Origin of the sequence: Nocardiopsis alba, assembly GCF_000710955.1 — a bacterium.
Classification (GTDB): Bacteria; Actinomycetota; Actinomycetes; order Streptosporangiales; family Streptosporangiaceae; genus Nocardiopsis; species Nocardiopsis alba.
Window position 1 is genome coordinate 108,888 of record NZ_BAZE01000008.1, and the last position, 15,889, is coordinate 124,776.

Here is a 15,889-nt window from a genome sequence, read left to right on the forward strand (position 1 = left end):
CGAGTGATGAGTCAACGCCGTTTACTTCTTCTCGCCCCTCACACCACCGTCGCGGTGGTGGTTTCAGCCTCCCTCCACGGACACGTTCCCGCGGGGAGGGGATGATGCGACGAATCGCGATGTTCCGTTCCCTCGGTGTCCGTAACTACCGGATCTACGCCCTCGGTCAACTGGTCTCCAACCCCGGCACCTGGATGCAGAGGATCGCCCAGGACTGGCTGGTCCTCCAGCTCAGCGGCGGCAGCGGGATCGCGCTGGGCATGACCACCGCCCTCCAGTTCCTGCCGATGCTGTTCTTCGGGCTCTGGGGCGGGGCCATGGTCGACCGCTTCGACAAGCGCAGACTGCTGATCCTCACCCAGTCCGCCATGGGCGTGCTCGCGGTGGGCCTCGGTGTCCTGGCCACCCTGGGCGCGGCCCAGGTCTGGCACGTCTACCTCTTCGCCTTCGGGCTGGGCATGATCACCGTGCTCGACAACCCGGGGCGTCAGGCCTTCGTGCCGGAGATGGTCGACCGTGAGCTCCTGCCCAACGCGATCGCCCTCAACAGCGCCAGCTTCCAGCTCGGCAGGGTCACCGGCCCCGCGATCGCCGGTCTGCTGATCGCCGCCATCGGCAGCGGCCCCGTCTTCATGATCAACGGCGCCTCGTTCGCCTTCACGATCGTCGCCTTGACCATGATCCGCACGGCCGAGCTCAACCCCACCGAGCCCGTACCGCGCGGCAAGGGGCAGATCCGCGAGGGCCTGCGCTACATCGGGGGCAGACACGACCTCGTCCTGCTGCTGATCCTGGCCGCCTCGGTGCAGTTCTTCGGAGCCAACAGCCAGAACCAGATCGCGCTCGTGGTCAACAACGTGTTCGAGAACGGAGCCGAGGCCTTCGGCGTGGCGGCGGCCGCGCTCGCGGTCGGTGCTCTGGCCGGCGCTCTGTTGGCCGCCCGACGCGAGCACCCCCGGCTGCGGCTGGTCCTCATCGGCGCGATGGGGTTCGGAGCGGCCCAGGTGTTCGCGGGCCTCATGCCGGGCTACGTTTCCTTCGTGGTGGTCCTGGTGCCCATGGGCGTGCTCTTCATGACCTACGTGACCACGCTCAACGCCACCTTCCAGCTCAGCGTCGACCCGAGGATGCGGGGACGGGCGATGAGCATGTTCCTGCTGGTCTTCATGGGCGTGGCGCCGATCGGGGCTCCGGTGGTGGGCCTGCTCGCCGACGCCTTCGGCCCCCGGGTCAGCCTCATCGTCGGCGGTGTGGTGACGGTCCTGGTGGTCGGGGTGCTCTCCGCCCTGCTCATGCGGGTCAAGGAGGTGGGAGTGCGCGACCTGCTGTCCCGGAAGTCCGACGCCGCGACCGTCGAGGTCCCCGAGAAGGGGGAGACGGGCCCGGAACCGACCGGAACGGACGGGGCCGCGCGCACCCTGGATGCCCCCACGGACGAGGTGATCCCCGAGACGCCACGTCCTCCGGAGAAGCCGTCGACCGCGGAGGACGAGGACGAGGACGAGAGAACGGTCAGGCGGTGACCACACGGGTCACCACGGACACCGAGCTCACCAACAGCAGCACCAGGATCGTGCGACGGAAGAGCTCGGCGTCCAACTTCCGGAACAGCCGTTCTCCGATGAACGTGCCGATCAGCAGGGCGGGGGCGCCCGAGAGGACGAGCCCGCCCACCTCCGGCGTCAACTGACCGCCGAACACGAAACCCACCAGTGTCGCCACGCTCGTCGCGGAGAACGCCACGGCGAGCGTGGCCCGCTGGACCCGGGGCGCCAGGTCGGCCAACCGCGACCCCTGGAGACCGGCCACCAGGATCGGTCCGTCGATCGCCGTCGCCGCGAACGAGGCGCCCGACAACGCGCTCATGCCCGCCACGGCGACCATCCCGCCCGGGACCCGCACCCGGCGCCACACCAGCAGGGTCCCCGCCACCACCGACGCCGCGATCAGCGTCAACAGGGTCGACTCGGACAGGACGTTGAGCGCCCACAACCCGAACGGGACACCCGCCAGGGTGCACACCACCAGCAGTGACGCCCCTCTCCGGTCGACGTGCGCGCGGTCGCGCGCCATGACCCACAGGTTCAACGGCACCGCCAGCGTCGCCGCGACCACGACCGCGCTCACCGGGTCCAAGAGGAGCGCCAACGGTGGGACCGCGACGAGGGCGAAACCGAAGCCGGCGGCGATCCGGACCATGGCGGCCACGGTCAGCACGACGAAAACGCAGATGAGAACGGACATGAGAGCTGCTCACTGGAAAGGTGGGAAGGACTCGAAGACCCTACTCGGGGTCGAGCGGTGGAGAAAGAGGAGAGCATGAGGTCGTTCGTCGCGCTGTGGCCCTCCCCGGAGGTCGTCGAGACCCTGGACCGCGCGGTGCGGCACGTCCGACGGCGGGTGCCGGAGGCCAAGTGGACCAGACGAGAGGAATGGCACCTCACCCTGCTCTTCCTCGGCGAGGTGGACGGCGCCCTCATGCCCGGCCTCCTCGAGGCCCTCGACCGCGTCCTCGACGGGTATCCACCCCTCGACCTCTCCCTCGACGGCTGGGGGGTCTTCCCCTTGAGCGCCCCGCGCGCCTCCGTGGTCTGGGCGGGGGTGACCGGGGAGCACCTCATCGGGCTGGTGGACGGGCTACGGGAGGCGGCCCGATCGGCCGGGGTCCGGGTCGAGTCACGGCCCTTCGTCCCCCACCTGACCCTGGCCCGCGCCCGCCCGCCCCTGGTCACCGAGCGGATCCTGCGCACACTGGGCCCGCCGCCCCGGGCCGGTTGGCGCTCCGACCGGATCGACCTCGTCGAGAGCCGCCGTGTGGGAGAGAGCCGCTACCGCGCCGTCCGCTCCTGGGAGACGTCCGGACGGTAGCGGATATGAGTGGAGCCCGAGGTCAGGGCTTGCGGGCCAGCCCGCCGTACTGGTCGACGTGCTCGGGCACACCGGCGTCGGTCGTGTCCGGGCGCCAGCGGGACACCGAGACCACGCCGGGCTCCAACAGCTCCATGCCGTCGAAGAACTCCTCGATGCGCTCGGGAGAGCGCAGGTGCATCGGAGCGGCGCTGTTGGCGTTCCAGTGCTCGGCGGCCTCGACGACCTCCGCGGAGGTGTTCGTGGAGTCGTTGGCGGCGAAGTGGCTACCGGAGGGGAGGGCGTCCACGTAGGCCCGGACCAGAGAACGGGCCGTGGCGTCGTCGGCGATGTGGCCGAGGGTGCCCATGATGGTCAGACCGATCGGCCGGGTGAAGTCCAGGTGCTCCCGGGCGGCGGCCAGAACCTTCTCCGGCTCGTGCATGTCGGCGTCGACGTAGTGGGTCGTCCCCTCGGGAACGCTCGTGAGCAGGGCACGGGCGTGGGAGAGCACGAGGGGGTCGTTGTCGACGTAGACGACGCGGGACTCGGGGGCCAGGGCCTGGGCGACCTCGTGGGTGTTGTTCGCCGTGGGAAGGCCGGTGCCGATGTCCAGGAACTGGCGGACCCCGGCCTCGAGCACCAGATGGGTGACGACCCGGACGAGGAAGGCCCGGTCGGCGCGGGCCGCGGTGACGATGCCCGGGAAGATCTCCCTGATGTGGTCGCCGACCTCGCGGTCGGCGGGATAGTTGTCCTTGCCGCCCAGCCAGTGGTTCCACACTCGGGCGGAGTGCGCGGTGGCGGTGTCGATCACGGGTTCGTTCACTGTGCCGGCCTTCGTGCAGGGGGTAGGGCTGACAGGGTAACCCCGGGCGACACCGGAACCCTTGCCCCGTAGGGCCTCCGACCCTGATGGCGTAAGAGAGGTCCCCGTGCGCCGGGGCTCTCCGCGGTGGGTCAGAACAGGGCGGACTCGATCTCATCCCTCAAAGGGAAAATGTAGGCCTCTGGAGAAATATTCCACTGCCTAGGATTCTCGGCGAGCTCACCCTCGATCTTGAGGCTCTCGTCCACGTCGTCCTCGGAGAAGGGGACGCTCTCGTCCTCGACGAGCGCGTGAATCGAACGAACGATCATGAAATGCCTCATTTTATTCGGATCGTCGGTGAAGATGATCCGTTCCGGGGCCGGATCCATGTCCATCAGCGGCTTTTCGATGAACTCGTCCAGATCCGGGATCGCCCTCCACGGATCGAGCACCTCGGGGGCGTAGCCATTCGCCTGAAGGGCGAGAATCGATGTCCGACCGGTGGCGCCGTCGGCGAACATCGTCGTCACGGGTTCGACACCGTCGCCGGGAACCTCCTTGGAGAGCCAGGGTCGAACCTCGGGAACGGAGTCGCCGTTCCAGGAATGCTCCCAGAACATCTCCCCGGTCTCGGCGTGCAAGGCCTCGACGTGCACCGTCCCCTCGCCCGGGCACGCGTACGAAGCCAGCACTCTCCTTTCCAGAGTGGCCACCCCGACCTCTCGGGGACCTCCGGAGGCACACGCCCGGCTCAGATCCCGCTCCCATAGCGCCTCGCTTCCGGCCAACGAGGAGGAGGCCACGACGGCGTCCTGCTCGACCCGGACCCTGGAGTCCTCGGTCAGCTCACCGATGCCCTCCGAAGCCGAACCCCACGCGCGATGGGAATCCAGCACGTTTCCGGTCTTCGAGCCGAGCACCACCGTCCACACGGATTCGATCGGCCCCAGCGCTTCGCGGTACTCGACGACGACGGAGGCCCCATCGGCGGTCACCCCCACATCCGTGATGTCCTCGGCCGGGTAACTCCAGACCTCCTCCACGGGGTCCATCGCCACGGAGACGACCTCGTCCGCGAGAACAGCCACCGCTCCGTCCGAGGAGACCAGGAGATCCTCCTCCACGACCCGTCCGCTCTCCACCAGGAATTCCTCGACCGCGGCCAGATCCCCCAGGGTCAGAGGAGGCCGGAAGTACTCGGTGTCGGTTTCATGGACCACCGCCTCCATCGGAGTCCCACAGGAGGAAAGAAGGAGAACCGAAGCGACGCAGAGCACCGTTCTGTTCAGCGATCTCATAGACGAACCGGTTCCGTTCTTCTCTTCTCTCAAAGTCGACGAAGGGGACTTTAACCGCTCGGTGGGACCAAGCGCAGATCGAGGGACATCGGAACCCTCCGTGGGACCTCGTGAGCGACCTTTCCACGCCGAACACGCGCCCCTCACCGGCGACGCGTCATCGACAGAGCCGCGTTCCCCGGCGGCCGTTCCCCGATGACCGGAGCGGACGATCGCGTTGACGGGCGGCATCCGGGCCACCGGCCTTCGGACGTTCGGGGGCGGTGTGGTTGCTCACGTCCGGGCGCGGCCCGGCGAGCGGCGATTCCGCGTAGACCGTGAGGATCCGCCCGGCCATGAGGTTCGGGGCCCTTCGGACAGGAAGGCACGGGTCGGACCCCTGCCGGAGCGCCCGGACCCTGGGGCTAACCTGGGGTGGCGAATCCCAACGAGCACCGGAGCGGGGCACGTCATGAGCATGCTCACCAACAACCGCAAGCAGCGCTGGCTGCTGCCCGTGGTGCTCGGAACGATCATGCTGATCGTGGTCCTGGGCTCCTTCTTCGGCTGAACCGGTCCGGCCGGCGTCCCTCGGGCTTGACCTTGACACAGGTGTCAGGCTTTTAGCGTGCCGGCATGTCCTCGCACACGCTCCGTTCGGGAGCACCCTGGTACCTGGCCCTGGTCGCCTTCGCGGTCGGGACCGACGACCTCGTCATCGCCGGCCTTCTGCCCGCCATCGCCCGCGACCTCGACATCGGGGTCGCCGCCGCCGGACAGGCGGTGACGGTCTTCTCGATCACCTACGCCGTGGCCGCCCCCGTGCTGGCCGTGGCCACCGCCCGGCTGCCCCGCCGCGCCCTCCTCCTGACCGGGCTCGCCCTGTTCGCGTGCGTCAACCTCGCGACCGCGCTCGTCCCCGGCTACGCGTCCCTGCTGGTGATGCGGGTGGTCGCCGCCCTGATCGCGGCGGTGCTCACCCCGGTGGCCTTCTCCATGGCGGCTCGACTGGTCGCGCCGGAGCACACCGGACGCGCGGTCGGCACCGTGGCCGCCGGGCTGACCGTCTCTCTCTTCCTCGGAGTGCCGATCGGCTCCCTCCTGGGCTCCCTCTTCGGCTGGCGCGCGACCTTCCTGGCCGTGGCCCTGTTCACCGGTGCGGTCCTCGCCATCGCCGCCTCGCGTCTGCCCGCCCTCGACGGGGCGCCGGAGGCCGGACTCCGGCACCAACTGGGCAGTCTGGGGAGACCGGCCATCCTGACCTGTGTGCTCGGAACCGTCATGGGGGCGAGCGGTGGGTTCATGGTCTACACCTACATCGCGCCCCTGACCCGCGACCTCACCGGCACCGGAGGGGTCGCTCTGGCCCCCCTGATCGCCGTCGTCGGCGCGGCCGGGGCCGTCGGGACCATGGTCTGCGGTCGGGCCACCGACCGGTGGGGCGCCGACCGGGTCCTGCTCGTCTCCTTCGCCGGGATGATCGCGACCAGTCTGACCCTGGCCGCGCTCGGGTACCTCGGCGGGGGAGCGGTCCCCGTGTGGACCCTGGCCGCCGTGCTGGCGCTGTGGGGGTTCGCCGCCTGGGGTTTCGCGGCGCCGATGAGCGCACGGCTGCTGGGGTTGGCCGGGGAGGAGGGGACCGAGGCGTTGGCCCTCAACACCGGCGGCCTCTACGTGGGCACGGCCGTGGCCGGAGCGCTCGGCGGCGTGGTCGTCTCCTCCCAGGGAGGGGCCGGGGTGGCCGCGACCGCCACCGCGATCGGCCTGCTCGCCTTCGTCGCCATGGCGCTCTCCGTCCGGCGTTTCCCCACGTCCGGCCAGGTCGGAACGGTACGGGAGGACACCCTTTCGTAGACTGGCGTCCGGTTCGAGGAGAGAGGGGGACGGCATGCGGATCGGAGAGCTCGCCGAACGCACCGGGGCCAGCCCGCGGTCGTTGCGGTACTACGAACAGCGGGGCCTGCTCGCCTCGGAACGGTCCGCCAACGGCTACCGGGAGTACGGCGCCGACGCGGTGGAGCGGGTGCGCAACATCCGGCTCCTGCTGGAGTCCGGACTGACCTCGGAGGACGTCCAAGAGCTCCAGGCCTGCCTGGAACTGGACCTGGTCCGTGAGCCCGCCTGCGCCGAGGCCGTCGCCCTGTACGAACAGCGCCTTCAAGCGGTCCGGGAGCGGATCGACACCCTCACCGCCACGGAGCGGCGCCTGGAGGAACGGATCGCGGAGCTCTAAGAGGACTCGGCGGCCAATCCGACGGCGTGGGCCACCAGGGCCGCGTTGTCGAAGGCCTCCGAGCCGTCCGGAAGCCGCATCGTGTCCTCCAGCCCGATCCGGATGTCGTGGCCGATGTCCAGGGCCGTTTCCAACATGGGCCAGGCGGTGGCGTCCGAACCGTGCAGGGTCCTGGGCGCCGTCACCTTCGCCCGGTCCAGCAGGGACTCGATCCGCTCCGCGTTGCGCCGGGCGTCATCGACCCCGACCTGGGTCGGCTCCACCAGCACCGACGCCACCTCGAGCCCCGTGGCGATCAGAATGCGGGCCGCCTCCACCGTCCACACCCCGGCCTCGACCGCCACCCGGCGGTCGCCCAACAGATGGACCAGATCCACCGAACCGGCCTCGTGCAGGTTCACCGAAACCGAGTCGGGCAAGGCCGGGGACGCCCACCGTTGCACCAGGTCGTAGCGTCTCCAAGGGTCCGATTCGGCCGACAACGCCGTGGTCAACGACACCGGGACGTCCGGACCGTCGGCGCGCAGCCGCTCCATCAGCGCGGACACCACCGATGGTTCCAGTGACTCCGCCCCTTCGGGATCGCGCGGATGGACGTGGATCGCGGTCGCGCCCGCCTCCACCACGGCGTGGGCGTCGGCCACGATCTGGTCGACGGACACGGGCAGCGAGGGGTGGGCGCCCGGCCGGCGATCACCGTTGAGACAGGCGACGATCCTCATGGAGTCTCTCCTTACGGTGCTCTGTAAGCGAATGTGCCCGTTCGCACCCGGGTACAAGCCCCCCGTCGGATCCCCTGGCAGGATGGCGGGCATGAGAAGACCTCTCGCCCTCGCCGCGGCGGCCCTGTTCGCCCTCGCGCCCGCAGCCCCCGCCTCGGCCGATCCGGAGGCCCCCGACGACGGGACCGGCGGCCTGGACTACCCGCGTGGAGGCGAGGGCCCGGAGGGGTCGGAGATCGCCTTCGAGTTCCAGGACGAGCGCATCGCCGAGTCCAGTGGGATCGCCCCCTCGCTTCGCCATGAGGGCGTGTGGTGGACCCACAACGACAGCGGGGACTTCCTGCCCGAGGTGTTCGCGGTGAACGAGGAGGGGGAGACCCTCGCCACCGTCACCCTGAACGTGGAGTTGCGGGACTGGGAGGCGATCAGTCTGGCCCAAGGCCCGGGCGGGGAGCCCGAGGTGTTCGTGGGCGACATCGGCGACAACTTCGCGGGCGGCTGGACCGAGGTCCGCGTGTACCACTTCGTCGAACCCGAGGTCCTGGCCGACGTGACCCTGGACCCGTCGGTGCTGACCTTCACCTACGAGGACGGCGGCCGCGACGCCGAGGGGATGATGATCGACCCGCGCGACGGCCGGCTCTACGTGGTGTCCAAGGAGTTCGCGGGCGGTGTGTACGCGGCACCCGAGAACCTGGACCCCGAGGGTGGGAACGTCCTGTCCCGGATCGACTCGGCCCCGCTGTTCGCCACCGACGCCGCGTTCAGCCCCGACGGCACCCGCTACGCGATCCGCACCTACTGGGGCGTGACGATCTACGACGCCTCCGACGGGGTCCCTGGGTCCTCCCTGGGCTCCTTCGACCTGCCGGAGATGGAACAGGGCGAGTCGGTGGCCTTCACCCCGGACGGGACGGCGCTGATGGCGGGTACCGAAGGGATGAACTCCCCGGTCTGGCGGGTGCCCTTGGAAGGGAGAAAGCTCCCCGAGATGGTCGCCGTCGAGGAGGAGGCCGCCGCGAGCGACGAGGCCGAGGAGCCGGAGAGCGCCGGGGCCGGGACCTCGATCGGGGCCCTTCCGCTCATCCTGGGCGGCGCGGCCGTGGCCGTCGTGCTGATCGGCGGCATCGTGGTGCTGGCCCGGCGCGGCTGAGCCCGGAACGTCGGTGCCTCCGGGTAGGACGGGGGCGAGGGAGCGGCGCATCCGTCGCTCACGTATCGCGGGAGAAACGATGGCACTCGACTACCAGATCGTCATGGACTGCGCCGACCCGATCGCGCTCGCGGGGTTCTGGGCCGAGGCTCTCGGCTACGAACGCGAGGACAACAGCGCCCTCATCGACCACGTGGTGGCCCAAGGGCTGGCCGGGGAGGACGACTACACGCTCCTCGACGGGCGCAAGGCCTGGGTCGCGATCTCGGTGATCCGGCACCCGGACGACCCGGTGCACGGGTTCACCGGGGCCGGGCTGGGGCGACGCGTCCTCTTCCAGCGCGTGCCGGAGCCCAAGACGGTGAAGAATCGCGTGCACCTGGACCTGCGCGTGGGGCCGGAACGGCGCGCGGAGGAGGTGGCCCGGTTGGAGGCGTTGGGCGCCACCGTGGTCGCCGAGGTCGAGGAGCCCGGGGCCTCGCACGTGACCATGCGGGACCCCGAGGGCAACGAGTTCGACGTGCAGTGACGCCCGATGAGGTCCCCCGGGGCCGACTCCGGCCCCGGGGGACCTCCCCGGGCGAGCTAGTCGACGGGCTGGGGGTCCAGGAAGTGTTCGCGGCACAGGAAGGCGTGCCGGGAGAAGTCGGTGAACACCCCGTCCACGCCGACCTCGAAGAAGATCTCGTACTCGGCGGCGAAACCCCCGTAGTCCTTGGGGTCGCCGTCCGAGCGCAGGTCGGTGGGCAGGAAGTGGTTCTCGCTGCGGAAGGTGTAGGGGTGCACCAGCAGACCGGCCGCGTGGGCGTTCTCCACCAGGTCGGTGGGCTCGCCCAGAGCGCCCTCCTCGTCGGTGGGGACGATCAGGCTCTTGTGCGGGCCGATGGCGTGCGCGAAGGTCGCCACCTCGGCCAGACCGTCCGGCGTCGTGTAGTGCAGCCAGTGCTCCTCGGTGCCCATCAGGTACACGAGGGGGACCCCGGTCTCGGCGAGCCGGCGCAGGCTCTCGGCCTCGAAGGACTGGAGGAAGACCGGCACCTTCGGCTCCTCGCCGACCAGCTCCGCCTCGCGCAGCGCCGCGATCAGCGGCGGCTCCAGGTCCAGGCCCTGGGACACGTGGTAGGCGGGGTGCTTGGTCTCGGGGTAGATCCCGATCGGGCGCCCCAGCTCCTTGGTGAGGGAGAAGGCCAGCTCGATGACCTCTTGGAGCGTCGGGATCTCGTAGACGCCGTTCATGACCGCGTTCTCGGGGCGGATCTTCCCCATGCGCTCGATTGCGCGCAGGGTCTTGATCTCCGCGAGGGTGAAGTCCTGGGCGAAGAAACCCTCCACCGTGTGGCCGTCGATGGTCCGGGTGGTGCGCCGGTCGGCGAACTCGGGACGGTCGGCCACGTCCGTGGTGTCGCCGATCTCCTGCTCGTGGCGGCAGATCAGGTGACCGTCCTTGGTGGCCACCAGGTCCATCTCGATGAAGTCGCCACCGTGCCTCGCCCCCAGTTCGTAGGAGGCCAGGGTGTGCTCGGGCCGATGACCCGAGGCGCCCCGGTGGGAGATGATCTTGATGGGGGGTTCCTTCTTGTTCCTGCGCACAGTCGAACCGTCCAGACAAGCGATGAGCGGAAGTGAGATGAGGAGGCCGACCCACGTGCGGCGGGTCGGCCTCCATTCTCCAATGGTGTGGGACCGGTTCAGGACAGCCTGGTCAGGACGTGGTCGACGCACTCGGTGAGGGCGTTGACGTCACTGGGCTCGACCGCCGGGAACATGGCCACGCGCAGCTGGTTGCGGCCCAGCTTGCGGTAGGGCTCGGTGTCCACGACGCCGTTGGCGCGCAGGACCCGCGCGATCTCGGCGGCGTCGACCTCGTCGGAGAAGTCGATGGTGCCGACCACCTGGGAACGCTTGGCCGGGTCGGTGACGAACGGCGACGTGACCGGGGTGCGGTCGGCCCAGTTGTAGAGGATGGAGGAGGACTCGTGGGTGCGCGCCACGGTCCACTTCAGCCCGCCCTGGTCGTTCATCCACTCCAGCTGCTCGGCCAGGAGCAGCAGGGTGGCCACGGCCGGGGTGTTGTAGGTCTGGTCCTTGGCGGAGTTGGCGACCGCCGTGGTCAGCGAGAAGAACTCGGGGATGTAGCGACCGCTCGCGGCGATCTCCTCGACCCGGGCCAGCGCCTTGGGCGACATGATCGCGATCCACAGGCCGCCGTCGGCGGCGAAGCTCTTCTGCGGGGCGAAGTAGTAGACGTCGGTCTCGGTGATGTCGACGGGCAGACCGCCCGCGCCACTGGTGGCGTCCACGAGCACGAGGGCGTCCTCGTCGGCGCCGGCGACCCGCTTGATGGGCGCGGCCACACCGGTGGAGGTCTCGTTGTGGGTGAGCGCGTACACGTCCACACCGGCCTCGGCGACGGCCTCGCCGTGGCTGCCGGGGTCGGTGGAGATGACCGTGGGCTCCTCCAGCCAGGGGGCGCCTCCGGCGACCTTCGCGAACTTGGAGGAGAACTCGCCGAAGGCCAGGTGCTGGGACCTGGACCGCAGTAGGCCGTGGGCGGCGATGTCCCAGAAGGCGGTGGTGCCGCCGTTGCCGAGCACCACCTCGTAGCCGTCGGGGAGGGAGAAGAGGTCGCGCACGCCGGCGCGGACCCGACCCACGAGGGACTTCACCGGCTTCTGCCGGTGAGAGGTGCCCAGGTAGTGGGTTCCGGAGGAGGCGAGGGCATCGAGTTGGGCGGCGCGGACTTTGGAGGGGCCGCTCCCGAAACGGCCGTCGGCGGGCAGCAGGTTCGCGGGAATCTGAATCTCGGTCACACCGATCAGGGTAGTGGTGGGGCGGGTGATACCGCCGGTCAGGGCGGGGATCAGGGGCGTGAGAAAACGTGACCGATGTAAGGGATCGTCACAATCGATGGCTCTGGCCGATATAGGCCAATGGTTATTCATGTCCATTAGGTGCGAATCGGGCACCCCTGCTGTCTAATAAGGCCTCCGCTGAAGGTGACGAGCGCCACGATCGCGGAGGAGGGGGTGTGACGTGACCGACCGGAAGTCCGATGAGCGGAGTCCCGTGAGGACCCTGGGGGCCTCGAAGGACAGGCCTCGTTTCCTTCAGATCTTCGACGAACTGCGCAGGCGTCCGTCCCGGAGCCGCGACCGGGCCCTGCGCAGGATGGCCTCCCGCGCGACCCGTCGTCACGTTCCGGAGCGTGGCGCCCTCCAACGCGGTGACCTCGCCGAGCCCCCTCCCGTGCTCGACCTGGTCCTCGACCGGGACTCCGACCGCGCGAGGGTCCAGAGCATGCTCGTGGAGAGCTGTGCGGTCGGTCCGGTCTGGACCCTGCCCCTGGGGGGTCCGACCGCCGACACCGAGGTCGAGGAGAAGGACGAAGAGGGCGCGGAGAACCCCTCCCGGTCTCGACCCGCGAAGAGAGCCTCCCTCCGGCGGTCGCGTCTGCTGTCCCGGTGGTCTCGACCCGCGCCGGACGAGGTCGTTCGTCCGGCCCTCGCCCCTCCTCCCGGAGAGAGGGAGGGTCCCGAGGCCGACGTCACCACCGACCAGCTCTACGAGCTGATCGGGAGCCTGGTGGACGGCGGCTTCGCCTGGACGCGGAGCGAGGAGGGCCGGAAGGAGCTCGTCCCGCCACGGCGCCGTCGTTTCCCGCCCTCACCCCGGCTGCCCCGGCTGCACTCCCTCCTGTGGCTGCACCGTTGCGGCCTCGGCTCGAACGAGGACGACGGTGGCCGGGGAGTCCCGGACCGTCGGTTGGAGAATGACAGCCGCTCACAGATCGAGGTGATCGGCAGGCTGCGCGAGACGCGCCTGGAGGCCGCCGTCGAACAGCGGGACCGGGCCTTGGAGGAGGCCTCCTCGTCCACCGACGACGGGAGGGGGCGACGTTGGACGCTCCTGTACAAACGCGCCCTGGTGCACTGGCGCAGGGCGGCGTGGAGCGCCACGGCCGTCTCCCGGTGGGTGACACGGGTGTCCGAGAAGGCGACCTTCGGCCTGCTCGACGAGAAGCTCCTCACCCCACTCTCGTTCCTGGTCTCCCTCATCGTGGCCGCCACCCCCTTCGCCTTCCTCGGCCTGGCGGCCCAGCGGCTCAACGAAGTCGCCCAGCGGTTCAACGACCTCGTCTCCCTGGCGTCCGGGTTCCTCCTGGCCGCCGTGTACCTGCTCACCGTGTTCTTCTTCTTCCTCCCCTGGCGCCCCTACCTGTGGCTCGGCGACTACCGGAGCACGTTGGACGAGGGGGCGCGCAAGAGCTCGGACGGAACCGGGACGGGTCGTCTCGGCCGTTCCCGGGTCCTGGGCCTTCACCTCTTCAACGAACTTCACCACCCCGACCGTGATACGGGAAGGCTCGGAGCCGGCAGGGGGGAGAAGGGGACGCTTCCTCCCCCCGCCCACCGGATCGCCGTGAGTGCTCTGCTCGACGACCTTCACCGCCTCTACGGGGCCTCATCGCTGTGGCGAGGTGGTGCGCGGGACGCGCGTCCGGTGCTGATCTACGACCAGCGTGAGCTCGGCCCGGTCGGTCGTTACCTCGTCCGCCTGATCGAGGACGAGCGTCTGCGGCGTGCGCTTCCCGACCCTCTACTGCTGGTCCAGATCCGTGACGGTGAGCGCCCCGCGCTGGTCTCGGAGTCGATCGAGAGTGCCAGGTACGGTCACCTGCCCGAGTACGACGGGTCCGCCAAGACCTCACGAGAGGTCCGCGCGTGGCTTCGCGATCGCCATCTGGCCGGAACGCTCGGTGTCTCCCGGGTTCTGACGACGAAGGTCGCGCCTCTGGCCCGGGAGACCCGGGAGCGGAGATGGCACACCCCGCCCGCCTGGGTCCCGACCCGATCCGCCTGGGCTACCCGTGCGCTCGGAGGATGTGCCGTGGTCGTCGCGCTCGTGCTCTTCGCTCAGGAGGTCGTGAACCCCCTTCAGACGATGATGGGATTCTGCGTCGGTGAAGGGGTGACCAAACCACGGGGCATCTTCAGGGTCGACCGTTCATCGGGTGGTCCGGGCGCCAAGGAATGCGTCGGGGTGACCTATGGCGAAGTCAGGTTCCATGGTCGGCTGGACGGTGTCATCGAACTCATCCGGGAGCAGAACGAGGAGGTCGACAAGAGCGGAGAACCCTACGTCACGATCGCTCACATGGCGGACATGAGCGCTTCTACCAAGGAAGGCAAGGAAGACTACGCCCTCGCCGGGGTCCAAGGGGAACTTTTCGGGATGGCCCTGGCGCAGAGAGAGCACAACGAGGACCCCGGGGACAGGCCCATGATCAAGCTGCTCCTGGGCAACGCGGGTGAGGGTTGGGCACACGCCGAGACCACGGCGGAGGAGATCGTCAGAAGGGCGAGGAACGAACGGTCGGGTATGGACCGTCCCATCGCGGCGGTCGGTTTCGGGCAGAGCCTGGTCCCCAACGGCACCGCCATACAGAAGATCTCGGAGGCCTTCATCCCGATCGTGGGGACCACCGCGACCTACGACGACGTGGCCTTGTCCGAGCCCTGGGGGCACAGCGGGTTCTACTTCCCGATCGCGCCCTCCAACAGCCGGATCGCCGAGCAGGCCGCCTACTGGGCCCGGCACGGGGCCTCCTGGAAGGACGGCGACTCGGAGGAGGGCCTGCCCGCCCACGCGACCGCGGTGGCCATCGCCCACAACCCGCCTCCCCCGGGGGGCGAGAAGGAACACGAGCAGTACGGCCCACACCTGGCCGAGAGGTTCATGGACTTCTTCGAGGGCTTCGACGGAGAGCCGTGGAGGGGTTCCGAGGGCTTGGGCGAGTCCGAGCAGGCGGGCGTTCTGCTCTACCAGGAGGAGCGTGAGGGGGACGGGCCCACACTTCGTGAGGTGGTGAAGAAGGTATGCGCCCCGAAGGAGCCACCGGAACTGCTCTACTACGCGGGGCGTGCTCAGGACTTCAAAGCGTTCTACGAGGAGTTCCGGAAGTCCGCGTGGGAGGCCTGTCATAGAGGGGAGATGACCATCCTGGGGGGCGACGACGTCTCCAAGTTCATTTCCGATGAGGAAGTGCTGATCGAGGGCAATTCCGAGCGTCATCGGGTGTTCTACACGCCGTTGGCGCCCAGTGATTCCTGGGGCGTCCAGGCTGAGGAGGGCTCCGGGGCCGATGATGAGAGCGTCGAGAACGGTGATGAGAACGCCGGGACCGATGACGAGGAGTTCTACGACGAGGTCCGGGGGCTGGTTGCAGAGTCCCAGGGAGTGAAGAAGGAGCCGGAGGAGGGCGAAGAGGAGACCACCGAAGAGGATCCGAAGGCGAGCGCCAAGGAGGAGGGGGCAACAAGAAGGCGCCCTCTTACGCACACGCCGTCGTGGGCTACGACGCCCTGAACGTGGTCAAATGGTCTCTGTCGTCGGTGGGTTCCGAAGGAAACGTGTCATGGGCCCGAAAACTCCTGAGAGGAGTAGGGATGGATCGCTCCGCCTTCCTGAACTCCGACGAGGGGTACGAGAAGGAACGGAACGAACTTTACAGAGAGATCCGGGGCACCGAGTTCACCGGGGTCTCCGGCTACATCGCGTTCGGTTCGGGCCAAGAGGATGAAGGAGATGAAGGGGGTGAAGAGGGCAACAGGGGGAACTGGCTCGGCGGGCGGATGGTGCAGTTGGTGCTGGCCGGCGCGGAGAGGTACAACGAGGACACCGAACGTGGGCAGCGCCAGCACGTGATCCAAAGATGCGGTCTGCGCAACGCCGACAAACCCGAAGAGGGTGAGCAGTGCGTGCCTGTGGAGCTTCAGAGGGGCGACTGAGCGCCGTGTGGTGTAAGGGGCGCGCGCCGGGCCGCGGGGGCGATTGGCTCCCAGAGGC

The 15,889-nt window shown here is 69.2% G+C and carries 14 protein-coding genes; 8 read left to right on the forward strand and 6 right to left on the reverse strand.

Going from position 1 to position 15,889, the window contains the following annotated elements:
- Positions 1-104 precede the first annotated feature (104 nt).
- Positions 105-1,523, forward strand: a complete 1,419-nt coding sequence (locus TR33_RS15970) for an MFS transporter (protein WP_042284011.1) — start codon at positions 105-107, stop codon at positions 1,521-1,523.
- Here the strand turns inward: TR33_RS15970 and TR33_RS15975 are convergent.
- Positions 1,513-2,244 (reverse strand): sulfite exporter TauE/SafE family protein, encoded by a 732-nt coding sequence (locus TR33_RS15975; protein ID WP_014908304.1) that lies wholly within the window; start codon positions 2,242-2,244, stop codon positions 1,513-1,515. The genes TR33_RS15970 and TR33_RS15975 overlap by 11 nt on opposite strands.
- Positions 2,245-2,319: 75 nt before the next feature.
- On the opposite strand from TR33_RS15975, the gene thpR reads away from it, so the two are divergent.
- The gene (gene thpR / locus TR33_RS15980; RefSeq protein ID WP_014911113.1) at positions 2,320-2,868 is read left to right on the forward strand and encodes an RNA 2',3'-cyclic phosphodiesterase; all 549 of its coding nucleotides are present in this window, start codon (positions 2,320-2,322) and stop codon (positions 2,866-2,868) included.
- A gap of 22 nt (positions 2,869-2,890) precedes the next feature.
- On the opposite strand, the gene TR33_RS15985 is transcribed toward thpR, so the two are convergent.
- Both TR33_RS15985 and TR33_RS15990 read right to left on the reverse strand, forming a co-directional pair.
- Positions 2,891-3,676: an SAM-dependent methyltransferase gene (locus TR33_RS15985; RefSeq protein ID WP_042283879.1), complete on the reverse strand. Its 786-nt coding sequence runs from the start codon at positions 3,674-3,676 to the stop codon at positions 2,891-2,893.
- Between the two features lie 131 nt (positions 3,677-3,807).
- Entirely contained in the window at positions 3,808-5,187 is a 1,380-nt protein-coding gene (locus TR33_RS15990; RefSeq protein WP_234305862.1) for a hypothetical protein, read from the reverse strand.
- A gap of 384 nt (positions 5,188-5,571) precedes the next feature.
- On the opposite strand from TR33_RS15990, the gene TR33_RS15995 reads away from it, so the two are divergent.
- On the forward strand, positions 5,572-6,789 hold the full coding sequence (locus tag TR33_RS15995; RefSeq protein WP_042283884.1) for an MFS transporter: 1,218 nt from the start codon (positions 5,572-5,574) through the stop codon (positions 6,787-6,789).
- Between the two features lie 34 nt (positions 6,790-6,823).
- On the forward strand, positions 6,824-7,168 hold the full coding sequence (locus TR33_RS16000; protein WP_017533257.1) for a MerR family transcriptional regulator: 345 nt from the start codon (positions 6,824-6,826) through the stop codon (positions 7,166-7,168).
- Here the strand turns inward: TR33_RS16000 and TR33_RS16005 are convergent.
- Positions 7,165-7,890, reverse strand: coding sequence for a 3-keto-5-aminohexanoate cleavage protein (locus TR33_RS16005; protein WP_014908185.1), 726 nt, complete (start codon positions 7,888-7,890; stop codon positions 7,165-7,167). The genes TR33_RS16000 and TR33_RS16005 overlap by 4 nt on opposite strands.
- A gap of 91 nt (positions 7,891-7,981) precedes the next feature.
- Between TR33_RS16005 and TR33_RS16010 the strand changes: the two genes are divergently transcribed.
- Positions 7,982-9,043 carry a hypothetical protein gene (locus TR33_RS16010; RefSeq protein ID WP_014913157.1) on the forward strand — a complete coding sequence of 354 codons (1,062 nt, stop codon included), beginning with the start codon at positions 7,982-7,984 and terminating at the stop codon, positions 9,041-9,043.
- A 79-nt stretch (positions 9,044-9,122) separates the two neighbouring features.
- Positions 9,123-9,572, forward strand: coding sequence for a VOC family protein (locus TR33_RS16015; protein WP_014911579.1), 450 nt, complete (start codon positions 9,123-9,125; stop codon positions 9,570-9,572).
- Positions 9,573-9,628: 56 nt separating this feature from the next.
- On the opposite strand, the gene TR33_RS16020 is transcribed toward TR33_RS16015, so the two are convergent.
- A complete protein-coding gene (locus tag TR33_RS16020) occupies positions 9,629-10,633 on the reverse strand; it encodes a glycerophosphodiester phosphodiesterase family protein (protein WP_014910194.1) in 1,005 nt (334 codons plus the stop codon).
- 98 nt (positions 10,634-10,731) lie between these two features.
- Entirely contained in the window at positions 10,732-11,853 is a 1,122-nt protein-coding gene (serC, locus tag TR33_RS16025; RefSeq protein WP_014913366.1) for a phosphoserine transaminase, read from the reverse strand.
- Between the two features lie 223 nt (positions 11,854-12,076).
- Here serC and TR33_RS16030 point away from each other — a divergent pair, with 223 nt between their 5' ends.
- Both TR33_RS16030 and TR33_RS16035 read left to right on the forward strand, forming a co-directional pair.
- Positions 12,077-15,409 carry a hypothetical protein gene (locus tag TR33_RS16030; protein WP_042283887.1) on the forward strand — a complete coding sequence of 1,111 codons (3,333 nt, stop codon included), beginning with the start codon at positions 12,077-12,079 and terminating at the stop codon, positions 15,407-15,409.
- 80 nt (positions 15,410-15,489) lie between these two features.
- On the forward strand, positions 15,490-15,831 hold the full coding sequence (locus TR33_RS16035) for a hypothetical protein (protein ID WP_017533259.1): 342 nt from the start codon (positions 15,490-15,492) through the stop codon (positions 15,829-15,831).
- Positions 15,832-15,889 lie beyond the last annotated feature (58 nt).